General features: G+C 60.1%; 24 protein-coding genes. 15 read left to right on the top strand and 9 right to left on the bottom strand.

Annotated features, from left to right (window positions below):
• Positions 1–86: 86 nt before the first annotated feature.
• From HBO05_RS07780 to HBO05_RS07770, 3 genes are all read right to left on the bottom strand, one after another.
• Positions 87–389 (bottom strand): chorismate mutase, encoded by a 303-nt coding sequence (locus HBO05_RS07780; protein WP_172312263.1) that lies wholly within the window; start codon positions 387–389, stop codon positions 87–89.
• A 159-nt stretch (positions 390–548) separates the two neighbouring features.
• Positions 549–2,402, bottom strand: coding sequence for a DUF4105 domain-containing protein (locus tag HBO05_RS07775; protein ID WP_172312261.1), 1,854 nt, complete (start codon positions 2,400–2,402; stop codon positions 549–551).
• Positions 2,403–2,496: 94 nt separating this feature from the next.
• Positions 2,497–2,985, bottom strand: coding sequence for a DUF3015 domain-containing protein (locus HBO05_RS07770; protein ID WP_029292080.1), 489 nt, complete (start codon positions 2,983–2,985; stop codon positions 2,497–2,499).
• 265 nt (positions 2,986–3,250) lie between these two features.
• On the opposite strand from HBO05_RS07770, the gene HBO05_RS07765 reads away from it, so the two are divergent.
• On the top strand, positions 3,251–5,689 hold the full coding sequence (locus HBO05_RS07765; protein ID WP_169951066.1) for an AAA family ATPase: 2,439 nt from the start codon (positions 3,251–3,253) through the stop codon (positions 5,687–5,689).
• A 258-nt stretch (positions 5,690–5,947) separates the two neighbouring features.
• Positions 5,948–6,268, top strand: coding sequence for a hypothetical protein (locus HBO05_RS07760; RefSeq protein ID WP_169951064.1), 321 nt, complete (start codon positions 5,948–5,950; stop codon positions 6,266–6,268).
• A 26-nt stretch (positions 6,269–6,294) separates the two neighbouring features.
• On the opposite strand, the gene HBO05_RS07755 is transcribed toward HBO05_RS07760, so the two are convergent.
• Positions 6,295–8,118, bottom strand: a complete 1,824-nt coding sequence (locus tag HBO05_RS07755; RefSeq protein ID WP_170041706.1) for a hypothetical protein — start codon at positions 8,116–8,118, stop codon at positions 6,295–6,297.
• 164 nt (positions 8,119–8,282) lie between these two features.
• On the opposite strand from HBO05_RS07755, the gene HBO05_RS07750 reads away from it, so the two are divergent.
• Both HBO05_RS07750 and HBO05_RS07745 read left to right on the top strand, forming a co-directional pair.
• Positions 8,283–8,771: a TIGR00645 family protein gene (locus HBO05_RS07750; RefSeq protein ID WP_057441112.1), complete on the top strand. Its 489-nt coding sequence runs from the start codon at positions 8,283–8,285 to the stop codon at positions 8,769–8,771.
• A gap of 147 nt (positions 8,772–8,918) precedes the next feature.
• Positions 8,919–9,536, top strand: a complete 618-nt coding sequence (locus tag HBO05_RS07745; RefSeq protein ID WP_038443496.1) for an FKBP-type peptidyl-prolyl cis-trans isomerase — start codon at positions 8,919–8,921, stop codon at positions 9,534–9,536.
• A 142-nt stretch (positions 9,537–9,678) separates the two neighbouring features.
• Here HBO05_RS07745 and HBO05_RS07740 read toward each other — a convergent pair whose 3' ends face one another.
• The 3 genes from HBO05_RS07740 to HBO05_RS07730 form a co-directional block, all read right to left on the bottom strand.
• Positions 9,679–9,936: a hypothetical protein gene (locus HBO05_RS07740; RefSeq protein ID WP_029292069.1), complete on the bottom strand. Its 258-nt coding sequence runs from the start codon at positions 9,934–9,936 to the stop codon at positions 9,679–9,681.
• 193 nt (positions 9,937–10,129) lie between these two features.
• Entirely contained in the window at positions 10,130–10,471 is a 342-nt protein-coding gene (locus HBO05_RS07735) for a zinc ribbon domain-containing protein YjdM (RefSeq protein WP_032861873.1), read from the bottom strand.
• A gap of 172 nt (positions 10,472–10,643) precedes the next feature.
• Positions 10,644–11,612 carry a polyprenyl synthetase family protein gene (locus HBO05_RS07730; protein ID WP_038443490.1) on the bottom strand — a complete coding sequence of 323 codons (969 nt, stop codon included), beginning with the start codon at positions 11,610–11,612 and terminating at the stop codon, positions 10,644–10,646.
• 239 nt (positions 11,613–11,851) lie between these two features.
• Between HBO05_RS07730 and rplU the strand changes: the two genes are divergently transcribed.
• From rplU to HBO05_RS07705, 5 genes are all read left to right on the top strand, one after another.
• Entirely contained in the window at positions 11,852–12,166 is a 315-nt protein-coding gene (rplU, locus tag HBO05_RS07725) for a 50S ribosomal protein L21 (protein ID WP_003176051.1), read from the top strand.
• A gap of 34 nt (positions 12,167–12,200) precedes the next feature.
• Positions 12,201–12,458: a 50S ribosomal protein L27 gene (gene rpmA, locus HBO05_RS07720; RefSeq protein WP_029292052.1), complete on the top strand. Its 258-nt coding sequence runs from the start codon at positions 12,201–12,203 to the stop codon at positions 12,456–12,458.
• Between the two features lie 193 nt (positions 12,459–12,651).
• Positions 12,652–13,875 carry an Obg family GTPase CgtA gene (gene cgtA / locus HBO05_RS07715; RefSeq protein WP_154906582.1) on the top strand — a complete coding sequence of 408 codons (1,224 nt, stop codon included), beginning with the start codon at positions 12,652–12,654 and terminating at the stop codon, positions 13,873–13,875.
• A gap of 123 nt (positions 13,876–13,998) precedes the next feature.
• A complete protein-coding gene (proB, locus tag HBO05_RS07710) occupies positions 13,999–15,117 on the top strand; it encodes a glutamate 5-kinase (protein ID WP_169951401.1) in 1,119 nt (372 codons plus the stop codon).
• A 12-nt stretch (positions 15,118–15,129) separates the two neighbouring features.
• Positions 15,130–15,594, top strand: a complete 465-nt coding sequence (locus HBO05_RS07705) for a CreA family protein (protein WP_169951059.1) — start codon at positions 15,130–15,132, stop codon at positions 15,592–15,594.
• Between the two features lie 189 nt (positions 15,595–15,783).
• Here the strand turns inward: HBO05_RS07705 and rpsT are convergent, their stop codons facing one another.
• Positions 15,784–16,062, bottom strand: coding sequence for a 30S ribosomal protein S20 (rpsT, locus tag HBO05_RS07700; protein WP_029292043.1), 279 nt, complete (start codon positions 16,060–16,062; stop codon positions 15,784–15,786).
• A 253-nt stretch (positions 16,063–16,315) separates the two neighbouring features.
• Here rpsT and murJ point away from each other — a divergent pair, with 253 nt between their 5' ends.
• The 6 genes from murJ (at position 16,316) to ispH (ending at position 23,772) form a co-directional block, all read left to right on the top strand.
• Positions 16,316–17,854, top strand: coding sequence for a murein biosynthesis integral membrane protein MurJ (gene murJ, locus HBO05_RS07695; protein ID WP_170056703.1), 1,539 nt, complete (start codon positions 16,316–16,318; stop codon positions 17,852–17,854).
• 118 nt (positions 17,855–17,972) lie between these two features.
• Positions 17,973–18,911, top strand: coding sequence for a bifunctional riboflavin kinase/FAD synthetase (ribF, locus tag HBO05_RS07690; RefSeq protein ID WP_057441100.1), 939 nt, complete (start codon positions 17,973–17,975; stop codon positions 18,909–18,911).
• 13 nt (positions 18,912–18,924) lie between these two features.
• Positions 18,925–21,756 (top strand): isoleucine--tRNA ligase, encoded by a 2,832-nt coding sequence (ileS, locus tag HBO05_RS07685; RefSeq protein WP_172312259.1) that lies wholly within the window; start codon positions 18,925–18,927, stop codon positions 21,754–21,756.
• Positions 21,749–22,258: a signal peptidase II gene (lspA, locus tag HBO05_RS07680; RefSeq protein ID WP_169951053.1), complete on the top strand. Its 510-nt coding sequence runs from the start codon at positions 21,749–21,751 to the stop codon at positions 22,256–22,258. Before ileS ends, lspA begins: the two co-directional genes overlap by 8 nt.
• 7 nt (positions 22,259–22,265) lie before the next feature.
• A complete protein-coding gene (fkpB, locus tag HBO05_RS07675) occupies positions 22,266–22,703 on the top strand; it encodes an FKBP-type peptidyl-prolyl cis-trans isomerase (protein ID WP_169951398.1) in 438 nt (145 codons plus the stop codon).
• A 121-nt stretch (positions 22,704–22,824) separates the two neighbouring features.
• On the top strand, positions 22,825–23,772 hold the full coding sequence (ispH, locus tag HBO05_RS07670; RefSeq protein WP_032861885.1) for a 4-hydroxy-3-methylbut-2-enyl diphosphate reductase: 948 nt from the start codon (positions 22,825–22,827) through the stop codon (positions 23,770–23,772).
• Here ispH and HBO05_RS07665 read toward each other — a convergent pair.
• The gene (locus HBO05_RS07665; protein WP_169951051.1) at positions 23,726–24,304 is read right to left on the bottom strand and encodes a GspH/FimT family pseudopilin; all 579 of its coding nucleotides are present in this window, start codon (positions 24,302–24,304) and stop codon (positions 23,726–23,728) included. The genes ispH and HBO05_RS07665 overlap by 47 nt on opposite strands.
• Positions 24,305–24,363: the final 59 nt, after the last annotated feature.

Below are 24,363 nucleotides of genomic sequence, written 5' to 3'. Positions count from 1 at the left end.
ATAAGGGAAGTCTAGAAGGGGATTCGTCGGGGCGATGTGAAAACGGGGTGAGCAATTTGTTTGGGCGGCTCACTCGCCACAGGGGCTTAGGCGGTGGGTTGCGCGAGCGCAGCGTGTTCGGCCAGTTCTTGCTGGATGAATGCGCCAATCATCGCGCGGTACACCTGCTCCGTGACGTCGGGGTTGGCGCCGAGGGTTTGCGCTAAATCGCGAACCTTGTGGATCACTTGTTCGACCCGTTGGGGTGCCTTGACCCCTTCGCTGTCTTTTTTGAAGCGGGCGGCCTGGGACACGAAACTGCCGCGCTCGGCCAGCAGGGCGACGATCTGGCGGTCAAGGCGGTCGATGTTTTCCCGGACGTGTTCAAGGCTGGTGCAGGTAACGGCCATGTCGTAAGAGCTCCTTAGGGTGTGGGATAAACGCGGGCCAAATGTGGGAGCGGGCTTGCTCGCGATGGCGGTAGATCAGTCATATCCACAGCGACTGACACACCCCTATCGCGGGCATGCCCGCTCCCACACTGGATCTTCAATAGGCGTTGGGGCCGGTCAGTAGTGATACCACTTCACTTCAAGCATCACCTCGTTGACCGGCGTCGCCATGTGGCTGAACTCCCGTTGCGCACTCAGGCGCACGCCGAGGTTGCGTGATACTTCCCACTGCTGATTCAGGCTGATACTACGTCGTACCTCGCCATTGGTGAAGAAGTCGCCCTTGGCCTCCAGGCTCAGGTTGCCTAGCGGGTTTTTCCACAGCAGCCCGGTGTTGAAGCCGGCAGCGGGGGAGATGAATTCGCTGAAGTCGTTGTTGTGTTCCACGCGCACGGTGCCCAGGGCAAAGCCGAGCATGTCGTCGTGCAGTTGCCAGGTGCCGCCGGCGCCGCCGTTGACGTGGCTGACCAGGGTTTCGTCGTCATGTTTGCCCGGTACCCGCTCCAGGCCGCCGGTGACTTGCCAGGACAGCGGTTGCAGCAGCTCATTGCGCGGAGTCAGGGAGCGGATGGTCGCCAGGTCCAGTTGTTGCAGTTGCCAGTTGTTGCCTTCGTACTGGCGCAGTTTCATCTGCAGGATTTCGATCTGCGCGCCCAGGGGGAAGCCTTCGGCGTTGTCGTTGAGGTCGTGGTAGGCCATGCGCAGGCCGTATTCGCCGAAGGCTTTGTCGCCACGGGTGCCGATACCTGCTTGCCAGGTGCGCGATTCATGGCCGTTTTCCGGCAGGCCGGGGCGCTCGATCTGTAGGTCCGGCGCCGGGTTCTGGTTGATTGCCCGCAGCAACTCGAAACTGCGCTGGGAGCGTTCGCTGTCGCGCTCAAGGCCGTTGGCGCGGTAGCGGCCCAGGCGGTAGGCGGCGTCGATGATCAGGGCCTGGCGGTCTTTGCCAAGGGCCTTGAACGTTGGATCTTGCAATTGTTTCTGGTCATCGCTGACCTTCAGCACCCATTGCTGCTCGTCACTGTCCAGGGGCTTGGCGCGCTCCAGCAACTCACGTTCGCGGGACGGGCGATAATCGATTTTCTCCACCAGGCCCGCGTCCTTCACCGCTTTTACGGTGTCGGTGGGAATGGCGGTGAGCGGGAACTGTTCGGTCAGGCGCAGGCCGGGGCGGGCCACTTGCAGCAGTTCCAGCAGGCGATATGAGCAGTTTTCGTCAAAGAAGAAGTAGTCGAACTGGATCTGCTTGAGCTCCCACACGTGCTCGACCATGCGCTCGGTTTCGACCTGGGTCAGGTTCAGGCGGTATTCCCACAGGTCGCGGTTCTCCAGGCTGCGGTATTCCGAGAGTTTTTCCTGGTAGGGCACAAGGGCGAACAGGCCGGGATAGCCGCCCATCAGGCCTTTCCAGGCGTAGAGGATGCTGTTGTCCGAGCCTTCAATGTAGGCGCCAAAGTTGATCGCGTAGCTGAGCAAGGCGGTCTTGTTGCTTTGCACATCAGCCTGGTCGATACGCAGCAAGGTATGGCCGAACATCGACGATGGGCTGTTGAGATAGGCCGCCGGGAAGATCATCACCGCGCTGTGGGGCGCGACGTCCTTGAACCATTGCTTGAACTCGACGCAGTCCACGGCGGGCAGGTCAGTCAGGTGCAACTGGTCCTTGAGCCAGCGGGTGCGGGCCGGGTACACGCATTGGGCATGTTTTTCGCCGAGGCTGGCCGGGGCGTACAGTGCGTCTACGGTGGCCTTGAGTTCGGCGTCCGGGTGGTGGGCGCCGTCTTTGGCGAGGAAGAATTTCTGGTCGCTGACATAGCTGCGCCAGCCTTTGAGCTTGCCGGCTTCGTAGTGCCCCAATGAAAGCCAGAATGGATCATTGGCCAATTGCTGCAAACGTTGATCATCAAGGTGCGGCGCCGCAGATAGCGGGGCGCAGGCGAAGAGTGCCAGGCAGGCAAGGCGTTTGAGCATAGGGGCAACTTAAGTCGGAATAAATAAAGACCCGGGAAAGGGGCAGGTCCAAAAAATAAAACCCGCGCCGGGTAAGGGCGCGGGCAGGTCGAGCTTAAGCCTGGGTGGCGTATTTCGCCAGGCGGGCGTCGCCCTTGAGAACAGCGATGGTGTTGGAGTGCACGTCTTCTGCGGTCACGTCAGCCTTGCTGAAGATCTGCTGGAAGTGTTCGTGAGTCACAGCGGCGAAGTGATCACGATCTTCTGGAGCAACGCCCAGGACCACGGCATAGGTGGTCAGTGCTTCGCCATTGCCTTTGGCCATGTCTTCGGACAGCTCGTTCATCATGCCATTCATGGCAATCCACGATTTGCCGCCGTAAGTCAGCGCGCTGTTGGTGCTGCAACCGTTGGTGCCCGAGGTCATGCCGAAGGTGGCGTTACCGGAGGTGCCGTTGGTGGTGGAAGCGAGGAAGTGAGCCGGCGTGCCGCGCTGGCCTTCGAACAGCATGTTGCCCCAACCGCAGTTAGGGCCACCTGGCGCTTCGGCCATTGCATTGAGGGAGACAACGGTGAAGAGAGTACCGAGAAGGATCCGTTTCATAGCTTTGTTCTCTTAGTGTGCAAACCAATGGACAAGGGTTCAGGCGCCGCAAAGCACCCTAGGGGCCAGTTATTAGTCCAACCCGCGCAGTTTGGAGTTTAGGCATGTTCCAAGGGTTCCGTGCTTTTTTGTAAAACAATCAATGCAGACTGGTTTTTTTGCAGGCCGCATCCCGTGTCTATGCTTTACCTCAGTCGTGCCTTGCCAGCCAGCTACGCACGGCGCCAGAATGCCGCCATTGCCCCGCCTGATGTAAGGAAGCCCGATGCCTGATCCTGTTGCTGCCAGCTTGCGTCTAGCGCCCGAAGCGCTGACCCGTCCTTTCTCCGCTGAACAGTTCAGCTTCTCGACCACCAATGACTTGGAGCCCTTTCGCGGTGTGCTTGGCCAGGAACGCGCGGTTGAAGCGTTGCAGTTCGGTGTGGCCATGCCACGCCCCGGTTACAACGTATTTGTCATGGGCGAGCCCGGTACCGGCCGCTTTTCGTTCGTCAAACGCTACCTCAAGGCCGAAGGCAAGCGCCTGCAGACCCCGGCAGACTGGGTCTACGTCAATAACTTCGACGAGCCCCGCGAGCCCCGCGCCCTGGAATTGCCTGCGGGCGGCGCGGCCCCGTTCATCGCAGACATCAGTGGCCTGATCGACAACCTGGTCGCCACCTTCCCGGCAGTGTTCGAGCACCCGACGTATCAACAGCGCAAAAGCGCGATCGACCGCGCCTTCAACCAGCGCTACGACCGCGCCCTGGATGTGATCGAGCGCCTGGCCCTGGAAAAGGACGTGGCGCTGTACCGTGACAGCAGCAATATCGCCTTTACCCCGATGCTCGATGGCAAGGCCCTGGACGAGGCCGAGTTCTCGCAACTGCCGGAAGCCGACCGTGAGCGTTTCCACACGGATATTTCCGAGCTCGAAGAGCGCCTCAACGAAGAACTCGCCAGCCTGCCGCAGTGGAAGCGCGAGTCCAACAACCAGATGCGCCAGTTCAACGAAGAGACCATCACCCTGGCCTTGCAGCCATTGCTGGCACCGTTGTCCGAGAAGTACGCCGAGAACGCCGGCGTCTGCGGCTACCTGCAGGCGATGCAGGTCTATCTGCTCAAGACCGTGGTCGAACTGCTGGTGGATGACGCCAAAACCGACGCCCAGGCGCGCAAGTTGCTGGAAGAGCAGTACTGCCCGAGCCTGGTGGTGGGACATCCGCTCAATGGCGGCGCGCCGGTGGTGTTCGAACCGCACCCGACCTACGACAACCTGTTTGGCCGGATCGAGTACAGCACCGACCAGGGCGCGCTCTACACCACCTACCGGCAACTGCGTCCGGGGGCGTTGCATCGTGCCAACGGCGGTTTCCTGATCCTCGAAGCCGAGAAAATGCTCAGCGAGCCGTTTGTCTGGGACGCGCTCAAGCGCGCGCTGCAGTCGCGCAAGTTGAAGATGGAGTCGCCTCTGGGCGAGTTGGGCCGCCTGGCCACCGTGACCCTCAACCCGCAAGTGATCCCGTTGCAGGTCAAGGTCATCATCATCGGCGCCCGCTCGCTGTACTACACCCTGCAAGACCTGGATCCGGACTTCCAGGAGATGTTCCGGGTGCTGGTGGATTTCGATGAAGACATCCCGATGGTCGATGAAAGCCTGGAGCAGTTCGCCCAGTTGCTGAAAACCCGCACCTCGGAAGAAGGCATGGCGCCGCTGACCTCGGATGCGGTGGCACGCCTGGCGACCTATAGCGCACGGCTGGCGGAGCACCAGGGACGTTTGTCGGCGCGCATCGGCGACCTGTTCCAGCTGGTCAGCGAGGCGGACTTCATCCGCCACCTGGCGGGTGATGAACGCACCGACGCCGGGCACATCGAGCGCGCGTTGAAGGCCAAGGCCACGCGCACCGGCCGGGTCTCGGCGCGGATCCTCGACGACATGCTCGCCGGGGTGATCCTGATCGACACCGCCGGCGCGGCAGTGGGCAAATGCAACGGGCTGACCGTGCTGGAGGTCGGTGATTCGGCGTTCGGTGTGCCGGCGCGCATTTCTGCCACGGTGTACCCGGGTGGCAGTGGCATTGTCGATATCGAGCGTGAGGTCAACCTCGGCCAGCCGATCCACTCCAAGGGCGTGATGATCCTCACCGGTTACCTGGGCAGCCGTTATGCCCAGGAATTCCCCCTGGCGATCTCTGCGAGCATTGCCCTGGAGCAATCCTACGGTTATGTCGACGGCGACAGCGCCTCGTTGGGCGAGGCCTGTACGTTGATTTCGGCGCTGTCGAAGACCCCGCTCAAGCAGTGTTTCGCCATTACAGGCTCAATCAACCAGTTCGGTGAAGTGCAGGCGGTGGGCGGGGTCAACGAGAAGATCGAAGGCTTTTTCCGCCTGTGCGAGGCCCGTGGCTTGACGGGCGAGCAGGGCGCGATCATTCCCCAGGCCAACGTTGCGACGCTGATGCTCGACGAGAAGGTCTTGCAGGCGGTAAGGCAAGGGCAGTTCCACGTGTATGCCGTGCGCCAGGCCGACGAGGCGTTGAGCCTGTTGGTGGGCGAGCCTGCCGGCGAGCCGGATGCCGAAGGGCAATTCCCCGAGGGTAGCGTCAACGCGCGCGTGGTTGAACGTCTGCGGGCGATTGCCGAGATGATCAGCGAGGAAGACCTCAAGGAAGCGGAAAAGGAGCTGGCGCAGCAGGCGTTGGTCGAAGCCAAGCCAAGCTGATGCGGAATCACCCATTGTAGGAGCCGACTTGCCGGCGATGGCGCTCGATGTATCGCTATCGCCGGCAAGTCGGGTCCGAGCGGGGAAAGCGCCATATTTTTGGCTGGGTTGTGGGGAGCTGATGGCCGTTGGTCCCTACAATCTTGGTTTGTACCGGTTTTCTTCTATTCTCAGCTCAAGGGATATCTACAGGAGTCATGGGATAGAGACGGCCTTGTGTCTGGAGGCTGAACACCGGATCTACCGAGGGTCGCCGCCATGCCGCGCAGCCTTTGCCTCACCCGCCAGTGCCTGGGCCTGGTCACCCGAATTGAATGTTCCATTCGTCCTCTTGCGGGGGATGCCGGGATGTGGACGTTGCTGTTTGCCGCCGGAATGACAGGTGAGCAGCCCTCGACCATCAAGTCCCAAGGGCCGTTCCATGGCCCGTTCGTCGCGGAAAACATTCTTGAATCCATCGTGCAAAGCCTGACCCTGCACGGCTACGAACTGGCCGACGACCCGCAGATCTGGTGCCTGCACTTGCAGGCCCACCTGCGCCAGCTCAATGGCGGACGGCCCCAGGCCCTGCACCTGTAAACCGCAACCACTGTAGGAGCCGGCTCCTACAATTTGCTCTCGGGCTTGTCCAGCTTGACCTCAAAACCGTATTGCACGGTGTTCAACGCCGTGCGCTGGTAGGTTTCAAGCGCGGTCGGCTGGCCATAAAAGTAATGCACATCAAACAGCGCGGTGCCATATTCCGCAGCGCGGTGGCTGACGCCGAGGATTTCCTTCAAGTACTTGCCACTGGCGTCCTTGGCAAAGAAGCGCCAGCTATCGGAAGGGAACAACGCCTGGTCGACAATCAGCGCGTTGTCCTGGATCGACAGGCCCTTGGGCAGTTGGGCGGTGTTGACGGTGTTCTTTTCGATGGTGGCCAGGAACAGCGGGATCGATCCCACGGCAAATGCCGGGGTTTCCGGGAATAAATTAAGGTCGTAGGTGATGGTGGCGCGCCATGGGTCGACCTCAAAGGCCTCGGTGGGCAGCTCGATGGGCTCGCCGCGCTTGCCTTGATCATTTGCGGTGAAGAACGTCAGCGGGGCGTCGTTGCTGGTGCGAGTCGAGCCGATCAGGTCGTCATTGAAGGTGAAGGGATGGTCAAAGGCGATGTGGGCGGCGCTGGCGTCGTCCACCGACTGGCTGATGGTGACGCTGCTTTTCAACTGGTCTTCGGAGAGGCTGGCACTTTGGAGCCAGCCTGCGGCCTCATCGTCATACACCGTGACGGGCATAGGCAGGCCCTGCACGGTTTTCTCCAGACTGTTCTTGTCGAAGCGCCGTATCGGCAGTTCCAGGTCCTTGCGGGTGACTGTAGCGTCGGAGAAATCCAGCACGCTGACTTGCAGGCTATCGATCGCCCCGTTGAAGTAGACCTTGGCGTAGTGGCTGGCCTGCTTTTGTTCGAAGGTTTTCTGCTCGTCTTGCAACTGCTTTTCAAAGGCCTCGGACCAGGTTGTCTGCTTGCGCATCTGCGCCAGTTGCTGCTCGTAGAACGCCACCTGGGCGGCGCTTTCATTGATCGAACCGGCACGGGAAAGAAATTGCCCGGTGGTGTCCCGGGCCTGGACCAGCAGCGGGTTGGGCGACTCATCCGCCACTTGTGGCGCCAGGGGGCTGGTGTTGGTCAGTTCGATCTCGGCGTAGTTGTTCTCCAGGGCCAGCAGGGTCAGCGTGATGTTTGCCTCGGTGCGCTTGTGGCCCACGTCTTTGCGGGTCAGGTCGAAGGTCAGCACTTTGCTGGGTGCAATCACCTCGACCCGGCCCTTGAGGGTGACGGGTTGGGGCTGGCTCTTGTTGTCCGTCTCGATGCCTTCGATGAAGGGATAGGTGACGGTCAGGTCGTCCGGGTTGGTCAGGTTAGAGCTGCTGGGGCTCAACTGAATGCCGGGGTCGGTTTCCGACCATTCCGGCTGGAACGGGATGATCTTGTTGTTGCTCAAGGTCACCGATTGCCATTCCAGGCCATGGGGAAATGGGAATTGGTCCGGCATATTGAAACTGAACGGGAACACCGGTTGCAGATCGGTCAGGTAGTCCGAGTGCGAGTTCTTGCGTAGGACGAACAGCCCGTTGATGTAGGTATCCACCAGAGCTTGCGGGGTAGGGTAGTGCGCAAGCACGGCCAGGCTGTTTTCCCCGTACTCGGTCTCCACTGGCTTGGTGTCGAGCTTGATGCGCGCCCGCTCCAGCAATAGCAGCGAGCCGCCCAGCTCGCCCACGGCCTCCTTGAGGCGCGGATCCTGGATCGTATCCAGGGATTGTTCGAACTGGGTGGTTTTTTCTTCCAGAGAGGCTTGCTTGTGCTCGTCGCTGGGGGAGCAGCCGCTGGCCGCCAGTAATGCCACACATAGGCCAAGACTGGCCAAGGGAGATCGCACATCCATTATTTGAGATTCCTGTCCGGCAGCATCGAGCCACGTTGATGAGGCCGACACTAGCAGAAAAATTGTCTTACAGAAGCGCTACAGGTCAGTTTCCGGGTGGTTATGGCGCAATGTACGCGGCTGATATACTCGCCGCCATTTCTAGCCAAGCTGTGTGAGATTCCATGGAACGCTTTATCGAAAATGCAATGTACGCCTCCCGCTGGCTGCTGGCGCCGATCTATTTCGGCTTGTCCCTCGGGCTGCTGGCGTTGGCGCTGAAATTCTTCCAGGAAGTGATCCATTTGCTGCCCAATGTCTTTGCGATGGCCGAGTCGGAGCTGATCCTGGTGCTGCTGTCGTTGATCGACATGGCCCTGGTGGGTGGCTTGTTGGTGATGGTGATGATTTCCGGCTATGAGAACTTTGTCTCGCAACTGGATATCGACGACAACAAGGAGAAGCTCAACTGGCTGGGCACCATGGACTCTTCGTCGCTGAAGATGAAGGTGGCGGCGTCCATCGTGGCAATTTCCTCGATCCACCTGCTGCGGATCTTCATGGATGCCAAGAATGTCGATCCACAGCACCTGATGTGGTACGTGATCATTCACATGACCTTCGTGATCTCGGCGTTTGCCATGGGCTACCTGGATAAACTGACCAAGCATTGATCCATGACCGGCGCCTGCCGGCCCGGGATTTTGGGCTCATCAAGCCTGGGGCGAGTGTGCTAGTCTGCTCGCCCTTTTAGTTTGGATGACACGCCAGACCCCGCGTTTTTGCGGATTTTTGCAGTTGTCCTACAGCGGAGCCTTTCCATGTCCGAAGTCAATCTGTCCACCGACGAAACCCGCGTCAGCTACGGCATTGGCCGTCAGTTGGGCGACCAACTGCGCGACAACCCGCCACCGGGCGTCAGCCTGGACGCGATCCTGGCTGGCCTGACCGACGCGTTCGGCGGCAAGCCAAGCCGTGTTGACCAGGAGCAAATGGCTGCCAGCTTCAAAGTGATTCGCGACATCATGCAAGCCGAAGCAGCGGCCAAGGCTGAAGCAGCCGCGGGCGCGGGCCTGGCATTCCTGGCTGAGAACGCCAAGCGTGACGGCATCACCACCCTGGCTTCCGGCCTGCAATTTGAAGTGCTGACCGCCGGCGACGGCGCCAAGCCGACCCGTGAAGACCAGGTGCGTACCCACTACCATGGCACCCTGATCGACGGCACTGTGTTCGACAGCTCCTACGAGCGTGGCCAGCCGGCAGAATTCCCGGTCGGTGGTGTGATCGCTGGCTGGACCGAAGCCCTGCAACTGATGAATGCCGGCAGCAAATGGCGCCTGTACGTGCCGAGCGAACTGGCTTACGGCGCACAAGGTGTTGGCAGCATCCCGCCGCACAGCGTTCTGGTATTCGACGTCGAGCTGCTCGACGTTCTGTAAGACCTGCTGATGGCTCTATGTAGGAGCTGGCTTGGCGGGTCGCGGCGATACAGACGACTCGGTATGGGTTACACCGAGGTGATGTTATCGCCGGCAAGCCAGCTCCTGCAGAGGGCCATGCAATCAGGTTCTGCGCGGTTGCTCATGGATGAAACTTGCCATGCAGCTCCGTCACCGGGCGCAACGCTCGGGCATAGCAGAACAGAAACAGATTCCTCACCACCTCTTTAAGCACCCCGGGTTCACTGGAGCTCAGGCCGTTGACGTCCAGGTCGCCCTGGTCCTGCAGTTCATTGAGCGCTTCTTCTTCCAGCACCGCACAGACTTCGCCGGTTTCCCGATGAAGGATCCGCAGGTAAGGGTGCGGACGGTCCAGCCAGGCATCAATCAAATAAGTCATGGGTCGCATCTCCTTGAAGGGTTTCAATGAGAATAATTCTTATTCAAAGAATAGCAAGTCCCTATTGGCAATTTCCTGGTTTTTCTGTGTGGGCATTGTTCAAGGTCAAAAGGGCTGGCCTTTTGCTACTGGGGAGGGGGTGGTACGGGGAGGGTGAAGCGCCATCCCGCGCGGGGCGCGGGATGGAGGTAGGTCAGACCTTGCGGACGAACTCGGACTTGAGCTTCATCGGGCCGATACCGTCGATCTTGCAGTCGATATCGTGGTCGCCATCGCACAGGCGGATGTTCTTGACCTTGGTGCCGACCTTGACCACCAGCGAGGTGCCCTTGACCTTGAGGTCCTTGATCACGGTGATGGTGTCGCCGTCTTGCAGGACGTTACCAACGGAGTCTTTCTTCACGGTTTCATCGCTGGCTGCTTCGGCTTCACCACCGACGGACCACTCATGGGCGCATTCCGGGCAGATCAGCTGGGCGCCGTCTTCGTAGGTGTATTCGGAATTGCATTTTGGGCAGGGTGGCAACGTGCTCACTAAAGCTCCTTGAAAGTCAGGATGGCTAAAAGTCGCACATTATATAGGGTTTTGCCGGGGGCGGGGCGATGCGGTCTCAATGTGGGAGCCGGCTTGCCTGCGATGCAGACACCTCGGTCTATCAGCTGTAGCGAGGTGATGCTGTCGCAGGCAAGCCGGCTCCCACAGAGTGTTAGTGAGTACGGGCTACCGCAAACTCACTCAGCTCCACCAGGGCGTCCCGGTATTCGCTGGCTGGAAGGGCTTCCAGGCATTTGATGGCGCGGGCCACGTAGTCGCGGGCCAGCTGTGCGGTGTAGTCCAGCGAACCCGAGGCTTCCACGGCGGCGCGGATGCTTTCCAGGTCTTCGATGCCGCCTTTCTGGATCGCCTTGCGCACCAGTGCCGCCTGTTCCGGGGTGCCTTCGCGCATGGTGTAGATCAGCGGCAGGGTCGGCTTGCCTTCGGCCAGGTCGTCACCGACGTTCTTGCCCAGGGTTTCGGCGTCACCGCGATAATCGAGCAGATCATCCACCAACTGGAAGGCCACGCCCAGGTGATCGCCAAAGGTGCGCAGGGCTTCGGCCTGTTCGGCGCTCGCTTCGCACAGGGCGGCGGCGCTGTGGGTCGAGGCTTCGAAGAGCATCGCGGTCTTGCCGCGAATCACTTCCATATAGGTTTCTTCGGTGGTGCTCGCGTCACGCACCTTGGACAGCTGCAGCACTTCGCCTTCGGCGATGATGCGCGTGGCCTGGGACAGGATCTTCATCACCGGCATCGAGCCCAGCTCGACCATCATTTCGAACGAGCGCGAATACAGGAAGTCGCCCACCAACACGCTGGGCGCGTTGCCCCACATGGCGTTGGCGGTCTCACGGCCACGGCGCATGCCGGACATGTCGACCACATCGTCGTGCAGCAGGGTGGCGGTATGCAGGAACTCGATAGTGGCGGCCAGCAGGCGCAGGTCATCGCCTTCGCGGCCCAGGGCCTTGCCACACAGCAACACTAATAATGGACGCAGGCGTTTACCGCCGGCCGAAGTAATATAGTCGCCAATTTTGGAGACCAGTGGCACTTTAGAAGTCAGCTGCTTCTTGATGATGCCGTCGACGGCGCTAAAATCGTCCGCCACCGCGCGGTAGAAAGCTTGGGGTTGCATCAGCGACAGTCGCTCCAGAAGGGTTGCGCGGCATGCTAGGACCCGCGCCCCTGGGTGTCAAGGCGCGATAGACGGCTACTTGCAAGCCTCTTGCAGCTTGCGTACAATCGCGCACCCTGAACTTCCTGGGCAGCACCTGCCTTACGCAATTGCATTCGGGACGTCCATCCCATGCAGCCATGCCAGCCAATACCTCTTCTTATAAAGCGCTGGGTGAGCAGGATTATCGGAGAAATACCATGTCGTACGCAGTAATTGTTACTGGTGGCAAGCAATACAAGGTCGCCCCAGGTGAATACCTGAAGATCGAAAAACTGGAAATCGCTACCGGCGAATCCGTTACTTTTGATCGCGTTCTGTTGGTCGCCAATGGCGATGACGTGAACATCGGCGCTCCAGTTGTTGCTGGCGCTACCGTTGTGGCTGAAGTGATCTCCCAAGGTCGTCACGATAAAGTCCGCATCATCAAGTTCCGTCGTCGTAAGCACCACATGAAGCGTATGGGCCACCGCCAGTGGTACACCGAGATCAAAATCACCGGTATTCAGGCTTAATTTCAGCCTAATTCCTCACTAGGAGAATTGACTCATGGCACACAAAAAAGCTGGTGGTAGTACCCGTAACGGTCGCGACTCAGAAGCCAAACGCCTTGGCGTTAAGATGTATGGCGGCCAGAAAATCATTCCGGGCAACATCATCGTGCGTCAGCGCGGCACCCAATTCCACGCCGGTTACGGTGTAGGCATGGGTAAAGATCACACTCTCTTCGCGAAAATCGAAGGGGTGATCAAGTTTGAAGTAAAAGGCGCGTTCAACCGCCGTTACGTGAGCGTTGTCTCGGCTTAATTGCGAGCTCGCTGGAAAAGCCCTGTCTTGCGACGGGGCTTTTTCGTTTGTGGGGTGAGTCTCTTGCAAAGCTGTTTGTAATGGCGAAGGCAGCGGGATTTGCGGTCGCTGATTGAGGTCGCTGCGCTCATTTTTGCAAGAGTCTTATGTCTTGGTTTCTTAAGCTCGTCCGTGCGGCGAGAGGCGTTTTGTTATGAAGTTCGTTGATGAAGTTTCCATCCGAGTAAAAGCAGGCGACGGCGGTAACGGTTGCATGAGTTTCCGTCGCGAAAAGTTCATCGAAAACGGTGGCCCGAACGGCGGCGACGGTGGTGATGGCGGTTCTATCTACATGATGGCCGACGAAAACCTCAATACCCTGGTCGACTACCGCTACACCCGGCACTTCGATGCCGAGCGTGGCTCCAATGGTGGCAGCACCGACTGCACCGGTAAAAAAGGTGAGGATCTGGTGCTGCGTGTGCCGGTCGGTACCACGATCATCGACTCCGCGACCCAGGAAGTGATTGGCGACCTGACCAAGGCCGGCCAGAAGCTGATGGTTGTGCAGGGCGGCTGGCATGGTCTGGGTAACACCCGATTCAAGTCCAGTACCAACCGTGCGCCGCGCCAGACTACGCCAGGCAAGCCGGGCGAGCAGCGTGACCTGAAGCTGGAAATGAAAGTGTTGGCGGATGTGGGTCTGCTGGGCCTGCCAAACGCTGGCAAAAGTACCTTCATTCGCTCGGTGTCTGCGGCCAAGCCAAAAGTGGCGGATTATCCGTTCACCACCCTGGTGCCGAACCTGGGCGTGGTCAGTGTCGATCGCTGGAAAAGCTTCGTGGTTGCGGACATCCCGGGCCTGATTGAAGGTGCTTCCGATGGCGCGGGCCTGGGCATTCGCTTCCTCAAGCACTTGTCCCGTACCCGTTTGCTGCTGCACCTCGTCGATATGGCGCCGCTGGATGAAACCAGTGCGCCGGACGCGGCTGAAGTGATCGTCAACGAACTGGCCAAGTTCAGCCCGTCCCTGGCTGAGCGTGACCGTTGGCTGGTGCTGAACAAGTGCGACCAGATCCTCGAAGAAGAGCATGAAGAACGGGTCAAGGAGATCGTTGATCGCCTGCAGTGGGAAGGTCCGGTCTACGTGATCTCCGCCATTGCCAAAGAAGGCACTGAGCGTCTGACTCGCGACATCATGCGCTACCTGGAAGATCGTGCTGATCGCCTGGCTGCCGATCCGGTCTACAAGGCTGAATTGGCTGACCTCGACCAGCGTATCGAAGATGAAGCGCGTGCGCAGTTGCAGGCGCTGGATGACCAGCGTGCCTTGCGCCGCAGTGGCGTCAAGTCGGTCCATGATATCGGTGACGATGATTGGGACGAGGAAGACGTGGATGATGAAGATGGTCCAGAAATCATTTACGTGCGTGACTGATCTGTTGCGATAAACTTAAGCGCCGCTCAATCGAGCGGCGTTTTAGTATCTGGAAATCGGTAGTCACGAATAACGTTATGGGCGGCGCTGGGTCGCGTGGCCCTCAATCTAAGGTTGAAGATGATGCGGAGCAAAGTGACGGGTGCGCAACGCTGGGTCGTAAAGATCGGGAGTGCGCTGCTGACGGCGGATGGCAAGGGGCTGGATCGCGCAGCCATGAGCGTCTGGGTTGAACAGATGGTGGCCTTGCATGAGGCAGGTGTCGAGTTGGTGCTGGTGTCGTCCGGGGCGGTTGCCGCCGGGATGAGCCGCCTCGGCTGGACCGCGCGACCCAGCGCGATGCATGAGTTGCAGGCCGCTGCTGCGATTGGCCAGATGGGGCTGGTGCAGGCCTGGGAATCCAGCTTTGCCGAGCACGGCCGCCATACCGCGCAGATTCTGCTGACCCATGACGATCTGTCCGACCGTAAGCGCTACCTCAATGCCCGCAGCACCTTGCGTGCCCTGGTCGAGCTCAAGGTGATCCCGGTGATCAACGAAAACGACACCGTGGTGACCGACGAAATCCGCTTTGGTGACAATGACACCCTGGCCGCGCTGGTGGCCAATCTGGTGGAGGCCGACCTGCTGGTGATCCTCACGGATCGCGATGGCATGTTCGACGCCGATCCGCGCAACAATCCGCACGCCCAGCTGATTTACGAAGCGCGGGCCGATGATCCGGCGCTTGACGCGGTGGCGGGCAGTGTTGGTGGTGCGCTGGGTCGAGGCGGCATGCAGACCAAGCTGCGCGCGGCGCGCCTGGCTGCCCGTTCTGGTGCCCATACGATCATCGTGGGTGGGCGCCTGGAGCGCGTGCTGGATCGCCTCAAGGCCGGTGAGCGCATCGGCACGCTGCTGTCGCCGGAGCGCGGCATGCTGGCGGCGCGTAAGCAGTGGCTGGCTGGTCACTTGCAGACGCGCGGTACCTTGGTGCTGGATGCGGGGGCTGTTTCTGCGTTGTCCCAAGGCAATAAGAGCTTGCTGCCGGTAGGCGTCAAGCTGGTCCAGGGCAGCTTTCGTCGTGGTGAAATGGTGGTGTGCGTGGCGCCCGACGGTCGTGAAATCGCCCGCGGCCTGGCCAACTACAGTGCCCTCGAGGCGCAGAAAATCATTGGGCAGTCGTCTGAGTCGATTGTCGGTCTGTTGGGTTACATGGCTGAGCCGGAGCTGGTTCACCGCGACAACCTGATTCTGGTCTAAAGGAAAACTGCGATGCGCGTGATGAAGGGTTTGCTCGGTCTGCTGGTGGCGATGCCGCTGCTGGCTTCGGCTGAAGAGATTGGCCAGGTATCGACGGTGTTCAAGTTTGTCGGGCCAAACGATCGGATCGTGGTCGAGGCTTTTGATGATCCCAAGGTGGATGGCGTGACCTGCTACCTGTCCCGCGCCAAGACGGGCGGAGTGAAGGGTGGCCTGGGCTTGGCTGAGGATCGTGCCGAGGCGTCGATTGCTTGTCGCCAGGTGGGGCCGATTCGCTTCAAGGGTGAGCTGAAAGATGGTGACGAGGTGTTCAAGGAGCGCACTTCGCTGGTGTTCAAGACCATGCAGGTGGTGCGGTTCCTCGACAAGAAGCGTAATACCCTGGTGTACCTGGTCTACAGCGATCGCTTGATCGAAGGCAGTCCGCAGAATGCGGTGACGGCGATTCCGATCTTGCCGTGGCCTAGCGCGCAATAAACCTGGCAACTCTGCTCTGCATTATGTGGGAGCTGGCTTGCCTGCGATAACGGTTCAACAGTCGACATTAATGTTGAATGTTAATACCCATCGCAGGCAAGCCAGCTCCTACATTTGTTTTGGGGTGTGGCATAAATCGTGGGTAATAAAAAACCGACCCTGGGGTCGGTTTTTTAACAAGCTTATCGCTTAGGCTGCAACAGCAAGGTTCAGAGCCTTGATGTGGCCATTCAGACGACCTTTATGGCGAGCAGCTTTGTTCTTGTGGATGATGCCTTTATCGGCCATGCGGTCGATAACTGGCACGGCCAGAACGTAAGCAGCTTGAGCTTTTTCAGCGTCTTTTGCGTCAATGGCCTTAACTACATTCTTGATGTAGGTACGAACCATGGAACGCAGGCTGGCGTTGTGGCTGCGACGCTTCTCAGCCTGTTTTGCACGTTTTTTGGCGGAAGGTGTGTTGGCCACCGTCGAGCTCCTCGAAAGACTTTTTAGGAAATAGCAAACAAAATAGGCCGCGAATCATGCCGATGAGTTGACGTCTTGTCAAGGGCGGCTGATGCGAACTGCTGAGTGGTCGATCTGAAGAGGCGGGTGATTTATTTCCGGCGCTTGACCTGTAAACTCGCGAGCTTTGGCTCTGTGCTGTTGCAGGCGCGCAGTATCGCATAAGTAGGCGCTTTGTTCGCCTGCTCTTTATCTATAGGCAAAAACTCTTTCAATGAATCTGCTCAAATCGTTGGCCGCCGTCAGCTCTATCACGATGATTTCCCGGGTTCTGGGGTTTGTGCGTGACACCCTCATCGCGCGTATTTTTGGCGCGAGCATGGCCACGGACGCCTTCTTTATCGCGTTCAAACTGCCCAACCTGTTGCGGCGGATCTTCGCCGAGGGTGCGTTTTCCCAGGCATTCGTGCCGATCCTGGCCGAGTACAAGACCCAGCAGGGTGAGGAAGCCACTCGCACATTCATTGCCTATGTCTCGGGGCTTCTGACCCTGGTACTGATGTTGGTGACCATCGCCGGCATGCTCGCCGCACCCTGGATTATCTGGGCCACGGCGCCCGGGTTTGCCAACACTCCAGAAAAATTCGCCCTGACCAGTGACCTGTTGCGGGTGACCTTTCCTTATATATTGCTGATTTCCCTGTCGTCCCTGGCGGGCGCGATCCTCAATACCTGGAACCGCTTCTCGGTACCGGCGTTTGTGCCGACCCTGCTTAACGTCAGCATGATCATCTTTGCCCTGTTCCTCACGCCGTACTTCGATCCACCCGTCATGGCACTTGGCTGGGCAGTGCTGGCCGGTGGCCTGGCGCAACTGTTGTATCAACTGCCGCACCTGAAAAAGATCGGCATGCTCGTGTTGCCGCGCCTGAACCTCAAGGACACGGGCGTGTGGCGGGTCATGAAAAACATGCTGCCGGCGATTCTCGGGGTGTCGGTGAGCCAGATTTCGTTGATCATCAACACTGCGTTCGCTTCGTTGCTGGTCTCAGGTTCGGTGTCGTGGATGTATTACGCCGACCGTCTGATGGAATTACCCTCCGGCGTGCTCGGCGTGGCGCTGGGCACCATCTTGCTGCCGACCCTGGCCCGCACCTATGCCAGCAAGGACCGCCACGAATACTCGCGCATTCTCGACTGGGGCCTGCGCCTGTGCTTTGTGTTGGTGCTGCCGTGCTCCCTGGCCCTGGGGATCCTGGCCAAGCCGCTGACGGTTTCGCTGTTCCAGTACGGCCAGTTCAGCGCGTTCGACGCCTTGATGACCCAGCGCGCGCTGGTCGCCTATTCGGTAGGGTTGCTGGGGATTATCGTGATCAAGGTCCTGGCGCCGGGCTTTTATGCCCAGCAAAACATCCGGACCCCGGTGAAGATCGCAATTTTCACCCTGGTGGTTACCCAGCTGTTCAACCTGATCTTCATCGGGCCTCTGGCGCACGCGGGCCTGGCCTTGGCGATCAGCGCCGGGGCTTGCATCAATGCCGGCCTGCTGTTTTATCAACTGCGTAAACAGAAAATGTACCAGCCGCAGCCGGGTTGGGGCGTGTTCGCCCTTAAATTGCTGGTGGCGGTGGCGGTGATGTCGGCGGTATTGCTGGGCTTGATGCACTGGATGCCCGCGTGGGACGAAGGGCAGATGCTCGAGCGATTCCTGCGCCTGGGCCTGCTGGTCGTGGCCGGGGTGGTCGCCTACTTTGGCATGTTGCTGGTGCTGGGCTTTCGCCTGCGGGATTTCAATCGCAAGGCGCTGAATTGATCACAATCAACAATAAGCCGGCTGTTTTTTCGATTCGAATCATTTGGCCTGCGCTGTTGCCTGTCGCCCAGGGCTGGGTGTGGTTATAATCGACCACTTTATGAGCAAGAAGCGCGTTATGCAGCTGGTTCGAGGTCTCCACAACCTGCGCCCCGAGCATCGGGGGTGCGTCGCCACTATTGGCAACTTTGACGGTGTTCACCGTGGCCACCAGGCTATCCTGGCGCGGCTGCGCGAGCGCGCAGTCGAGTTGGGCGTGCCCAGCTGCGTGGTGATTTTCGAGCCGCAGCCCCGTGAATTCTTCACCCCCGAGACGGCCCCGGCCCGTTTGGCTCGCCTGCGGGACAAACTGCAGCTGTTGGCTGAAGAGGGTGTGGACCGGGTGCTGTGCCTGGCGTTCAACCAGCGTTTGCGCAGCCTCAGCGCCACGGAGTTCGTCGACCGCATCCTCGTCGATGGCCTGGGCGTGCAGCACCTGGAGGTCGGCGACGACTTCCGCTTCGGTTGCGACCGGGTAGGGGATTTCGACTTCCTGCAACAGGCCGGCGTGACCCAGGGTTTTACTGTCGAAGCCGCGCAAACCGTCGAACTGGACGGCCTGCGCGTGAGCAGTACCCAGGTGCGAAATGCCCTGGCCGCTGCCGACTTCGCCTTGGCCGAGCGTTTGCTCGGTCGCCCGTTCCGGATTGCCGGGCGGGTCCTGCACGGCCAGAAGCTGGCGCGCCAACTGGGCACGCCAACCGCCAACGTGCAGCTCAAGCGCCGTCGCGTGCCACTGACCGGGGTGTACCTGGTGAGTGTCGATATCGACGGCCAACCGTGGCCCGGAGTCGCCAATATAGGCGTCAGGCCAACGGTTGCAGGTGATGGCAAGGCCCACCTGGAAGTTCACCTTTTGGATTTTGCCGGGGATTTGTATGACCGGCGTTTGACGGTGGTTTTCCACCAAAAGCTGCGTGAAGAGCAGCGATTCGCCTCCCTGGAGGCGCTGAAAACGGCGATCAATGCGGATGTCGCCGCCGCCCGTGCACTAGCCGCACCTAGCGCCCATCGCTAATGAAGAGCCTTAAATGACCGACTATAAAGCCACGCTAAACCTTCCGGACACCGCCTTCCCAATGAAGGCCGGCCTGCCACAGCGCGAACCGCAGATCCTGCAGCGCTGGGACAGTATTGGCCTGTACGGAAAGTTGCGCGAGATTGGCAAGGATCGTCCGAAGTTCGTCCTGCACGACGGCCCTCCTTATGCCAACGGCACGATTCACATCGGTCATGCGCTGAACAAGATTCTCAAGGACATGATCATCCGCTCGAAAACCCTGGCGGGCTTCGACGCACCTTATGTCCCGGGTTGGGACTGCCACGGCCTGCCGATCGAACACAAGGTCGAAGTGACCTACGGCAAGAACCTGGGCGCCGACAAGACCCGCGAACTGTGCCGTGCCTACGCCACCGAGCAGATCGAAGGGCAGAAGTCCGAATTCATCCGCCTGGGTGTGTTGGGCGACTGGGCCAACCCGTACAAGACCATGAACTTCAAGAACGAGGCCGGGGAAATCCGTGCCTTGGCCGAGATCGTCAAGGGCGGCTTCGTGTTCAAGGGCCTCAAGCCTGTGAACTGGTGCTTTGACTGTGGCTCGGCCCTGGCCGAAGCGGAAGTCGAATACGAAGACAAGAAGTCCTCGACCATCGACGTCGCGTTCCCGATTGCCGACGATACCAAGCTGGCCGAGGCCTTTGGCCTGGCAAGCCTGGCCAAGCCTGCCGCCATCGTGATCTGGACCACCACCCCGTGGACCATCCCGGCCAACCAGGCGCTGAACGTGCATCCGGAATTCACCTACGCCCTGGTGGACGTTGGTGATCGCCTGCTGGTACTGGCTGAGGAAATGGTCGAGGCCTGCCTGGCCCGCTACGAGCTGCAAGGTGCGGTGATCGCCACCACCACCGGCTCCGCGCTGGAACTGATCAATTTCCGTCACCCGTTCTACGACCGCCTGTCGCCGGTATACCTGGCTGACTACGTCGAGCTGGGCTCGGGTACTGGCGTGGTTCACTCCGCACCGGCCTACGGCGTGGACGACTTCGTGACCTGCAAGGCCTATGGCATGGTCAACGATGAGATCCTCAACCCGGTGCAGAGCAATGGCGTGTACGCGCCGTCGCTGGAGTTCTTCGGCGGCCAGTTCATCTTCAAGGCCAACCAGCCGATCATCGACAAACTGTCAGAAGTCGGGGCGCTGCTGCACACCGAAACCATCAAGCACAGCTACATGCACTGCTGGCGCCACAAGACCCCGTTGATCTACCGCGCCACCGCGCAGTGGTTCATCGGCATGGACAAAGAGCCTGTAGCTGGCGAAACCCTGCGCAAGCGTGCGATCAAAGCCATCGAAGACACCAAGTTCGTCCCGGCCTGGGGCCAGGCGCGCCTGCACTCGATGATCGCCAATCGTCCGGACTGGTGCATCTCCCGCCAGCGCAACTGGGGCGTGCCGATTCCGTTCTTCCTGAACAAGGAAAGCGGCGAGCTGCACCCACGTACCGTCGAACTGATGGAGGTGGTGGCCCAGCGCGTTGAACAGGAAGGCATCGAGGCCTGGTTCAAGTTGGACGCTGCCGAGTTGCTCGGTGACGAAGCGCCGCTGTACGACAAGATCAGCGACACCCTCGACGTGTGGTTCGACTCGGGCACTACCCACTGGCACGTGCTGCGCGGCTCGCACCTGATGGGTCACGAGACCGGCCCGCGCGCCGACCTGTACCTGGAAGGCTCGGACCAACACCGTGGCTGGTTCCACTCGTCCCTGCTGACTGGTTGCGCCATCGACGATCACGCTCCGTACCGTGAACTGCTGACCCACGGCTTCACCGTCGACGAGAACGGTCGCAAGATGTCCAAGTCCCTGGGCAACGTGATCGCGCCGCAGAAGGTCAACGACACCCTGGGCGCCGATATCATGCGCCTGTGGGTGGCTTCGACCGACTATTCGGGTGAGATGGCCGTTTCGGAGCAGATCCTGCAGCGCAGCGCCGATGCCTACCGTCGAATCCGTAATACCGCACGCTTCATGCTGTCGAACCTGACCGGCTTCAACCCGGCTACCGACATCCTGCCGGCCGACGAAATGCTCGCCCTGGACCGTTGGGCCGTGGACCGTACCCTGTTGCTGCAGCGCGAGTTGCAGGAACACTACGGCGAATACCGTTTCTGGAATGTCTACTCGAAGATCCACAACTTCTGCGTGCAGGAGCTGGGTGGCTTCTACCTCGACATCATCAAGGACCGCCAGTACACCACTGGCGCCAACAGCAAGGCCCGCCGTTCGGCACAGACCGCGCTGTACCACATCTCTGAAGCGCTGGTGCGCTGGATCGCGCCGATCCTGGCCTTCACCGCCGACGAACTGTGGGAATACCTGCCGGGCGAGCGTAACGAGTCCGTGATGCTCAACACCTGGTACGAAGGCCTGACCGAATTGCCGGCCGACTTCGAACTGGGTCGCGAGTACTGGGAAGGCGTGATGGCCGTCAAGGTCGCGGTGAACAAGGAACTGGAAGTCCAGCGTGCGGCCAAGGCCGTCGGTGGCAACCTGCAGGCCGAAGTCACCCTGTTTGCCGAGGACGGCCTGACCGCCGACCTGGGCAAGTTGAGCAACGAGCTGCGCTTCGTGCTGATTACCTCCACAGCCAGCCTGGCGCCATTCGCCCAGGCCCCGGCTGATGCGGTCGCAACCGAAGTGCCGGGCCTCAAGCTCAAGGTGGTCAAGTCGGCCTTCGCCAAGTGCGCCCGTTGCTGGCACTGCCGTGAAGACGTCGGCGTGAACCCGGAGCATCCGGAAATCTGCGGTCGTTGCGTCGACAACATCAGCGGTGCTGGCGAGGTTCGCCACTATGCCTAAATCCAGCCGGTTCGGACGTCTGGGTTGGCTCGCATTGAGCTTGCTGGTCCTGGTCATCGACCAGGTCAGCAAGGCTCACTTCGAGGGCACCCTGGAAATGTTCCAGCAGATCGTGGTGATTCCTGACTACTTCAGCTGGACCCTGGCCTACAACACCGGCGCCGCCTTCAGCTTCCTCGCTGACGGTGGTGGCTGGCAGCGCTGGTTGTTCGCCCTGATCGCCGTGGTGGTCAGTGCGGTGCTGGTGGTCTGGCTCAAGCGCCTGGGCCGCAACGATACTTGGCTGGCTATCGCATTGGCACTGGTGTTGGGCGGTGCGCTGGGCAATCTGTACGACCGCATTGCCCTGGGCCATGTGATCGACTTCATTCTGGTGCACTGGCAGAACCGCCATTACTTCCCGGCGTTCAACTTTGCCGACAGCGCCATCTGCGTTGGCGCAATCATGCTGGCGCTGGATATGTTCAAGGGCAACAAACCCGGAGAAGCTGTAAATGACTGAACAAGTATTGGCCGAACAACGCATTGGCCAGAACACGGAAGTCACCTTGCATTTTGCATTGCGCCTGGAGAACGGCGACACGGTCGACAGCACCTTCGACAAGGCCCCGGCGACCTTCAAGGTCGGCGACGGCAACCTGCTGCCGGGTTTCGAGGCGGCATTGTTCGGCTTCAAGGCCGGCGACAAGCGCAACCTGCAGATCCCGCCGGAAAACGCCTTTGGCCAGCCCAACCCGCAAAACGTACAGGTCATCCCGCGTTCGCAGTTCCAGGACATGGAGCTGTCGGAAGGCTTGCTGGTGATCTTCAACGATGCGGCGAATACCGAACTGCCCGGCGTGGTCAAAACCTTCGATGACACTCAGGTGACCATCGACTTCAACCACCCGTTGGCCGGCAAGACCTTGACCTTTGATGTTGAAATCATCGACGTTAAAGCGCTCTAACTGACGAAACCGGTTCCTGTAGGAGCCGGCTTGCCGGCGATGGCATCACCTCGGTGTACCCGTTACTCCGAGGCGCTGCCATCGCCGGCAAGCCAGCTCCCACAAAGACACGAGGCACAGCATGCAAATCAAACTCGCCAACCCCCGTGGCTTCTGCGCCGGGGTGGACCGGGCGATCGAAATCGTCAATCGCGCCCTGGAAGTCTTCGGGCCGCCGATCTACGTGCGCCATGAAGTGGTGCACAACAAGTTCGTGGTCGAAGACCTGCGGGCCCGTGGCGCGATTTTTGTCGAAGAACTGGATCAGGTGCCGGATGACGTTATCGTCATCTTCAGCGCCCATGGCGTTTCCCAGGCCGTGCGCACCGAAGCAGCAGGCCGCGGCCTGAAAGTCTTCGACGCAACCTGCCCGCTGGTAACCAAGGTGCATATCGAAGTGGCGCGCTACAGCCGCGACGGCCGTGAGTGCATCCTGATCGGCCATGCCGGCCACCCCGAAGTCGAAGGCACCATGGGCCAGTACGACGCCAGTAACGGCGGCGCGATCTACCTGGTGGAAGACGAAAAAGACGTCGCCGAGTTGCAAGTGCATAACCCTGAGAAGTTGGCATTCGTGACCCAGACTACCTTGTCTATGGATGACACCAGTCGTGTCATCGACGCCCTGCGTACCCGTTTCCCCGCCATTGGTGGGCCACGCAAGGACGATATCTGCTACGCCACGCAAAACCGCCAGGATGCCGTCAAGCAACTGGCCGACGAGTGCGACGTGGTGCTGGTTGTGGGGAGCCCCAACAGTTCCAACTCCAACCGCCTGCGCGAGTTGGCCGAGCGCATGGCCACCCCGGCGTACCTGATCGATGGCGCCGAAGACCTGCAGCGCAGTTGGTTCGACGGTGTCGAGCGCATCGGTATCACGGCGGGCGCCTCGGCGCCGGAAGTCCTGGTGCGCGGCGTGATCCAGCAGTTGCAGGCGTGGGGTGCGACAGGCGCCGACGAGCTGGCAGGACGTGAAGAAAACATCACTTTTTCCATGCCCAAGGAGCTGCGGGTTCGTTCGCTGCTCTGAGCCCCAACTCGTCGTACCCGCGGCACAAGGCCTGCTCGGCCTTGTCGCTGCGCAGGCTGATCCGGCCGGTGGGCGCCAGCACCACTTGATGCAGGCTCAGCGGCTGGTCCGTTGAACACACATGTACGGTGCCAGCGCGAAACCCGCCCGCAGACAGCAGGGGTTCGCCCAACCCGCTGAAACGAATCTGCGTGCGCACCGGAGTATTGCCCACGATCGGGATCCGCCCATTGTCCTGGCGCTCCAGCAGGACCGGATTGTCGTCGTCCAGATGACCGCGCCCATTCATGTCCACCACCACTCTCCAGCCTCGGCTCCAGTCATCATCCAGCGCATGGATGATCACCGTTCGATTACGTGCAATGGCTTGGGTGCGCGCGTAGCGCAGGCCGGACGCTAGCGTTTGTGCGGCGCTCAGTCGCGTTTGTGAGTCCAGCAGGCTCTTGAAGCCGGGTACCGCCAATTGCGCCAGGATGCCGCTGACGATCAAGCCGAGCAGCAGTTCGATCAATGTAAAACCTCGTTGTTTCATACCTCGTCCCTCCATGGACCGTGTGGCTGAACTAGTTATAGCGGCACTGCGGGCAGGGC

The organism is Pseudomonas sp. WS 5079 (assembly GCF_012985465.1).
Taxonomy (GTDB): domain Bacteria; phylum Pseudomonadota; class Gammaproteobacteria; order Pseudomonadales; family Pseudomonadaceae; genus Aquipseudomonas.
The sequence above is the reverse complement of the archived record's forward strand: the minus strand, read 5'-3'. Positions and strand labels throughout refer to the sequence as shown.

What these genes read in the sequence shown, in the direction of transcription:
- HBO05_RS07780 (WP_172312263.1), bottom strand. Translation starts at nt 389, where the DNA reads ATGGCCGTTACCTGCACCAGCCTTGAACACGTCCGGGAAAACATCGAC.
- HBO05_RS07775 (WP_172312261.1), bottom strand. Translation starts at nt 2,402, where the DNA reads ATGCTCAAACGCCTTGCCTGCCTGGCACTCTTCGCCTGCGCCCCGCTA.
- HBO05_RS07770 (WP_029292080.1), bottom strand. Translation starts at nt 2,985, where the DNA reads ATGAAACGGATCCTTCTCGGTACTCTCTTCACCGTTGTCTCCCTCAAT.
- HBO05_RS07765 (WP_169951066.1), top strand. Translation starts at nt 3,251, where the DNA reads ATGCCTGATCCTGTTGCTGCCAGCTTGCGTCTAGCGCCCGAAGCGCTG.
- HBO05_RS07760 (WP_169951064.1), top strand. Translation starts at nt 5,948, where the DNA reads ATGCCGCGCAGCCTTTGCCTCACCCGCCAGTGCCTGGGCCTGGTCACC.
- HBO05_RS07755 (WP_170041706.1), bottom strand. Translation starts at nt 8,118, where the DNA reads ATGGATGTGCGATCTCCCTTGGCCAGTCTTGGCCTATGTGTGGCATTA.
- HBO05_RS07750 (WP_057441112.1), top strand. Translation starts at nt 8,283, where the DNA reads ATGGAACGCTTTATCGAAAATGCAATGTACGCCTCCCGCTGGCTGCTG.
- HBO05_RS07745 (WP_038443496.1), top strand. Translation starts at nt 8,919, where the DNA reads ATGTCCGAAGTCAATCTGTCCACCGACGAAACCCGCGTCAGCTACGGC.
- HBO05_RS07740 (WP_029292069.1), bottom strand. Translation starts at nt 9,936, where the DNA reads ATGACTTATTTGATTGATGCCTGGCTGGACCGTCCGCACCCTTACCTG.
- HBO05_RS07730 (WP_038443490.1), bottom strand. Translation starts at nt 11,612, where the DNA reads ATGCAACCCCAAGCTTTCTACCGCGCGGTGGCGGACGATTTTAGCGCC.
- rplU (WP_003176051.1), top strand. Translation starts at nt 11,852, where the DNA reads ATGTCGTACGCAGTAATTGTTACTGGTGGCAAGCAATACAAGGTCGCC.
- rpmA (WP_029292052.1), top strand. Translation starts at nt 12,201, where the DNA reads ATGGCACACAAAAAAGCTGGTGGTAGTACCCGTAACGGTCGCGACTCA.
- cgtA (WP_154906582.1), top strand. Translation starts at nt 12,652, where the DNA reads ATGAAGTTCGTTGATGAAGTTTCCATCCGAGTAAAAGCAGGCGACGGC.
- proB (WP_169951401.1), top strand. Translation starts at nt 13,999, where the DNA reads ATGCGGAGCAAAGTGACGGGTGCGCAACGCTGGGTCGTAAAGATCGGG.
- HBO05_RS07705 (WP_169951059.1), top strand. Translation starts at nt 15,130, where the DNA reads ATGCGCGTGATGAAGGGTTTGCTCGGTCTGCTGGTGGCGATGCCGCTG.
- murJ (WP_170056703.1), top strand. Translation starts at nt 16,316, where the DNA reads ATGAATCTGCTCAAATCGTTGGCCGCCGTCAGCTCTATCACGATGATT.
- ribF (WP_057441100.1), top strand. Translation starts at nt 17,973, where the DNA reads ATGCAGCTGGTTCGAGGTCTCCACAACCTGCGCCCCGAGCATCGGGGG.
- ileS (WP_172312259.1), top strand. Translation starts at nt 18,925, where the DNA reads ATGACCGACTATAAAGCCACGCTAAACCTTCCGGACACCGCCTTCCCA.
- lspA (WP_169951053.1), top strand. Translation starts at nt 21,749, where the DNA reads ATGCCTAAATCCAGCCGGTTCGGACGTCTGGGTTGGCTCGCATTGAGC.
- ispH (WP_032861885.1), top strand. Translation starts at nt 22,825, where the DNA reads ATGCAAATCAAACTCGCCAACCCCCGTGGCTTCTGCGCCGGGGTGGAC.
- HBO05_RS07665 (WP_169951051.1), bottom strand. Translation starts at nt 24,304, where the DNA reads ATGAAACAACGAGGTTTTACATTGATCGAACTGCTGCTCGGCTTGATC.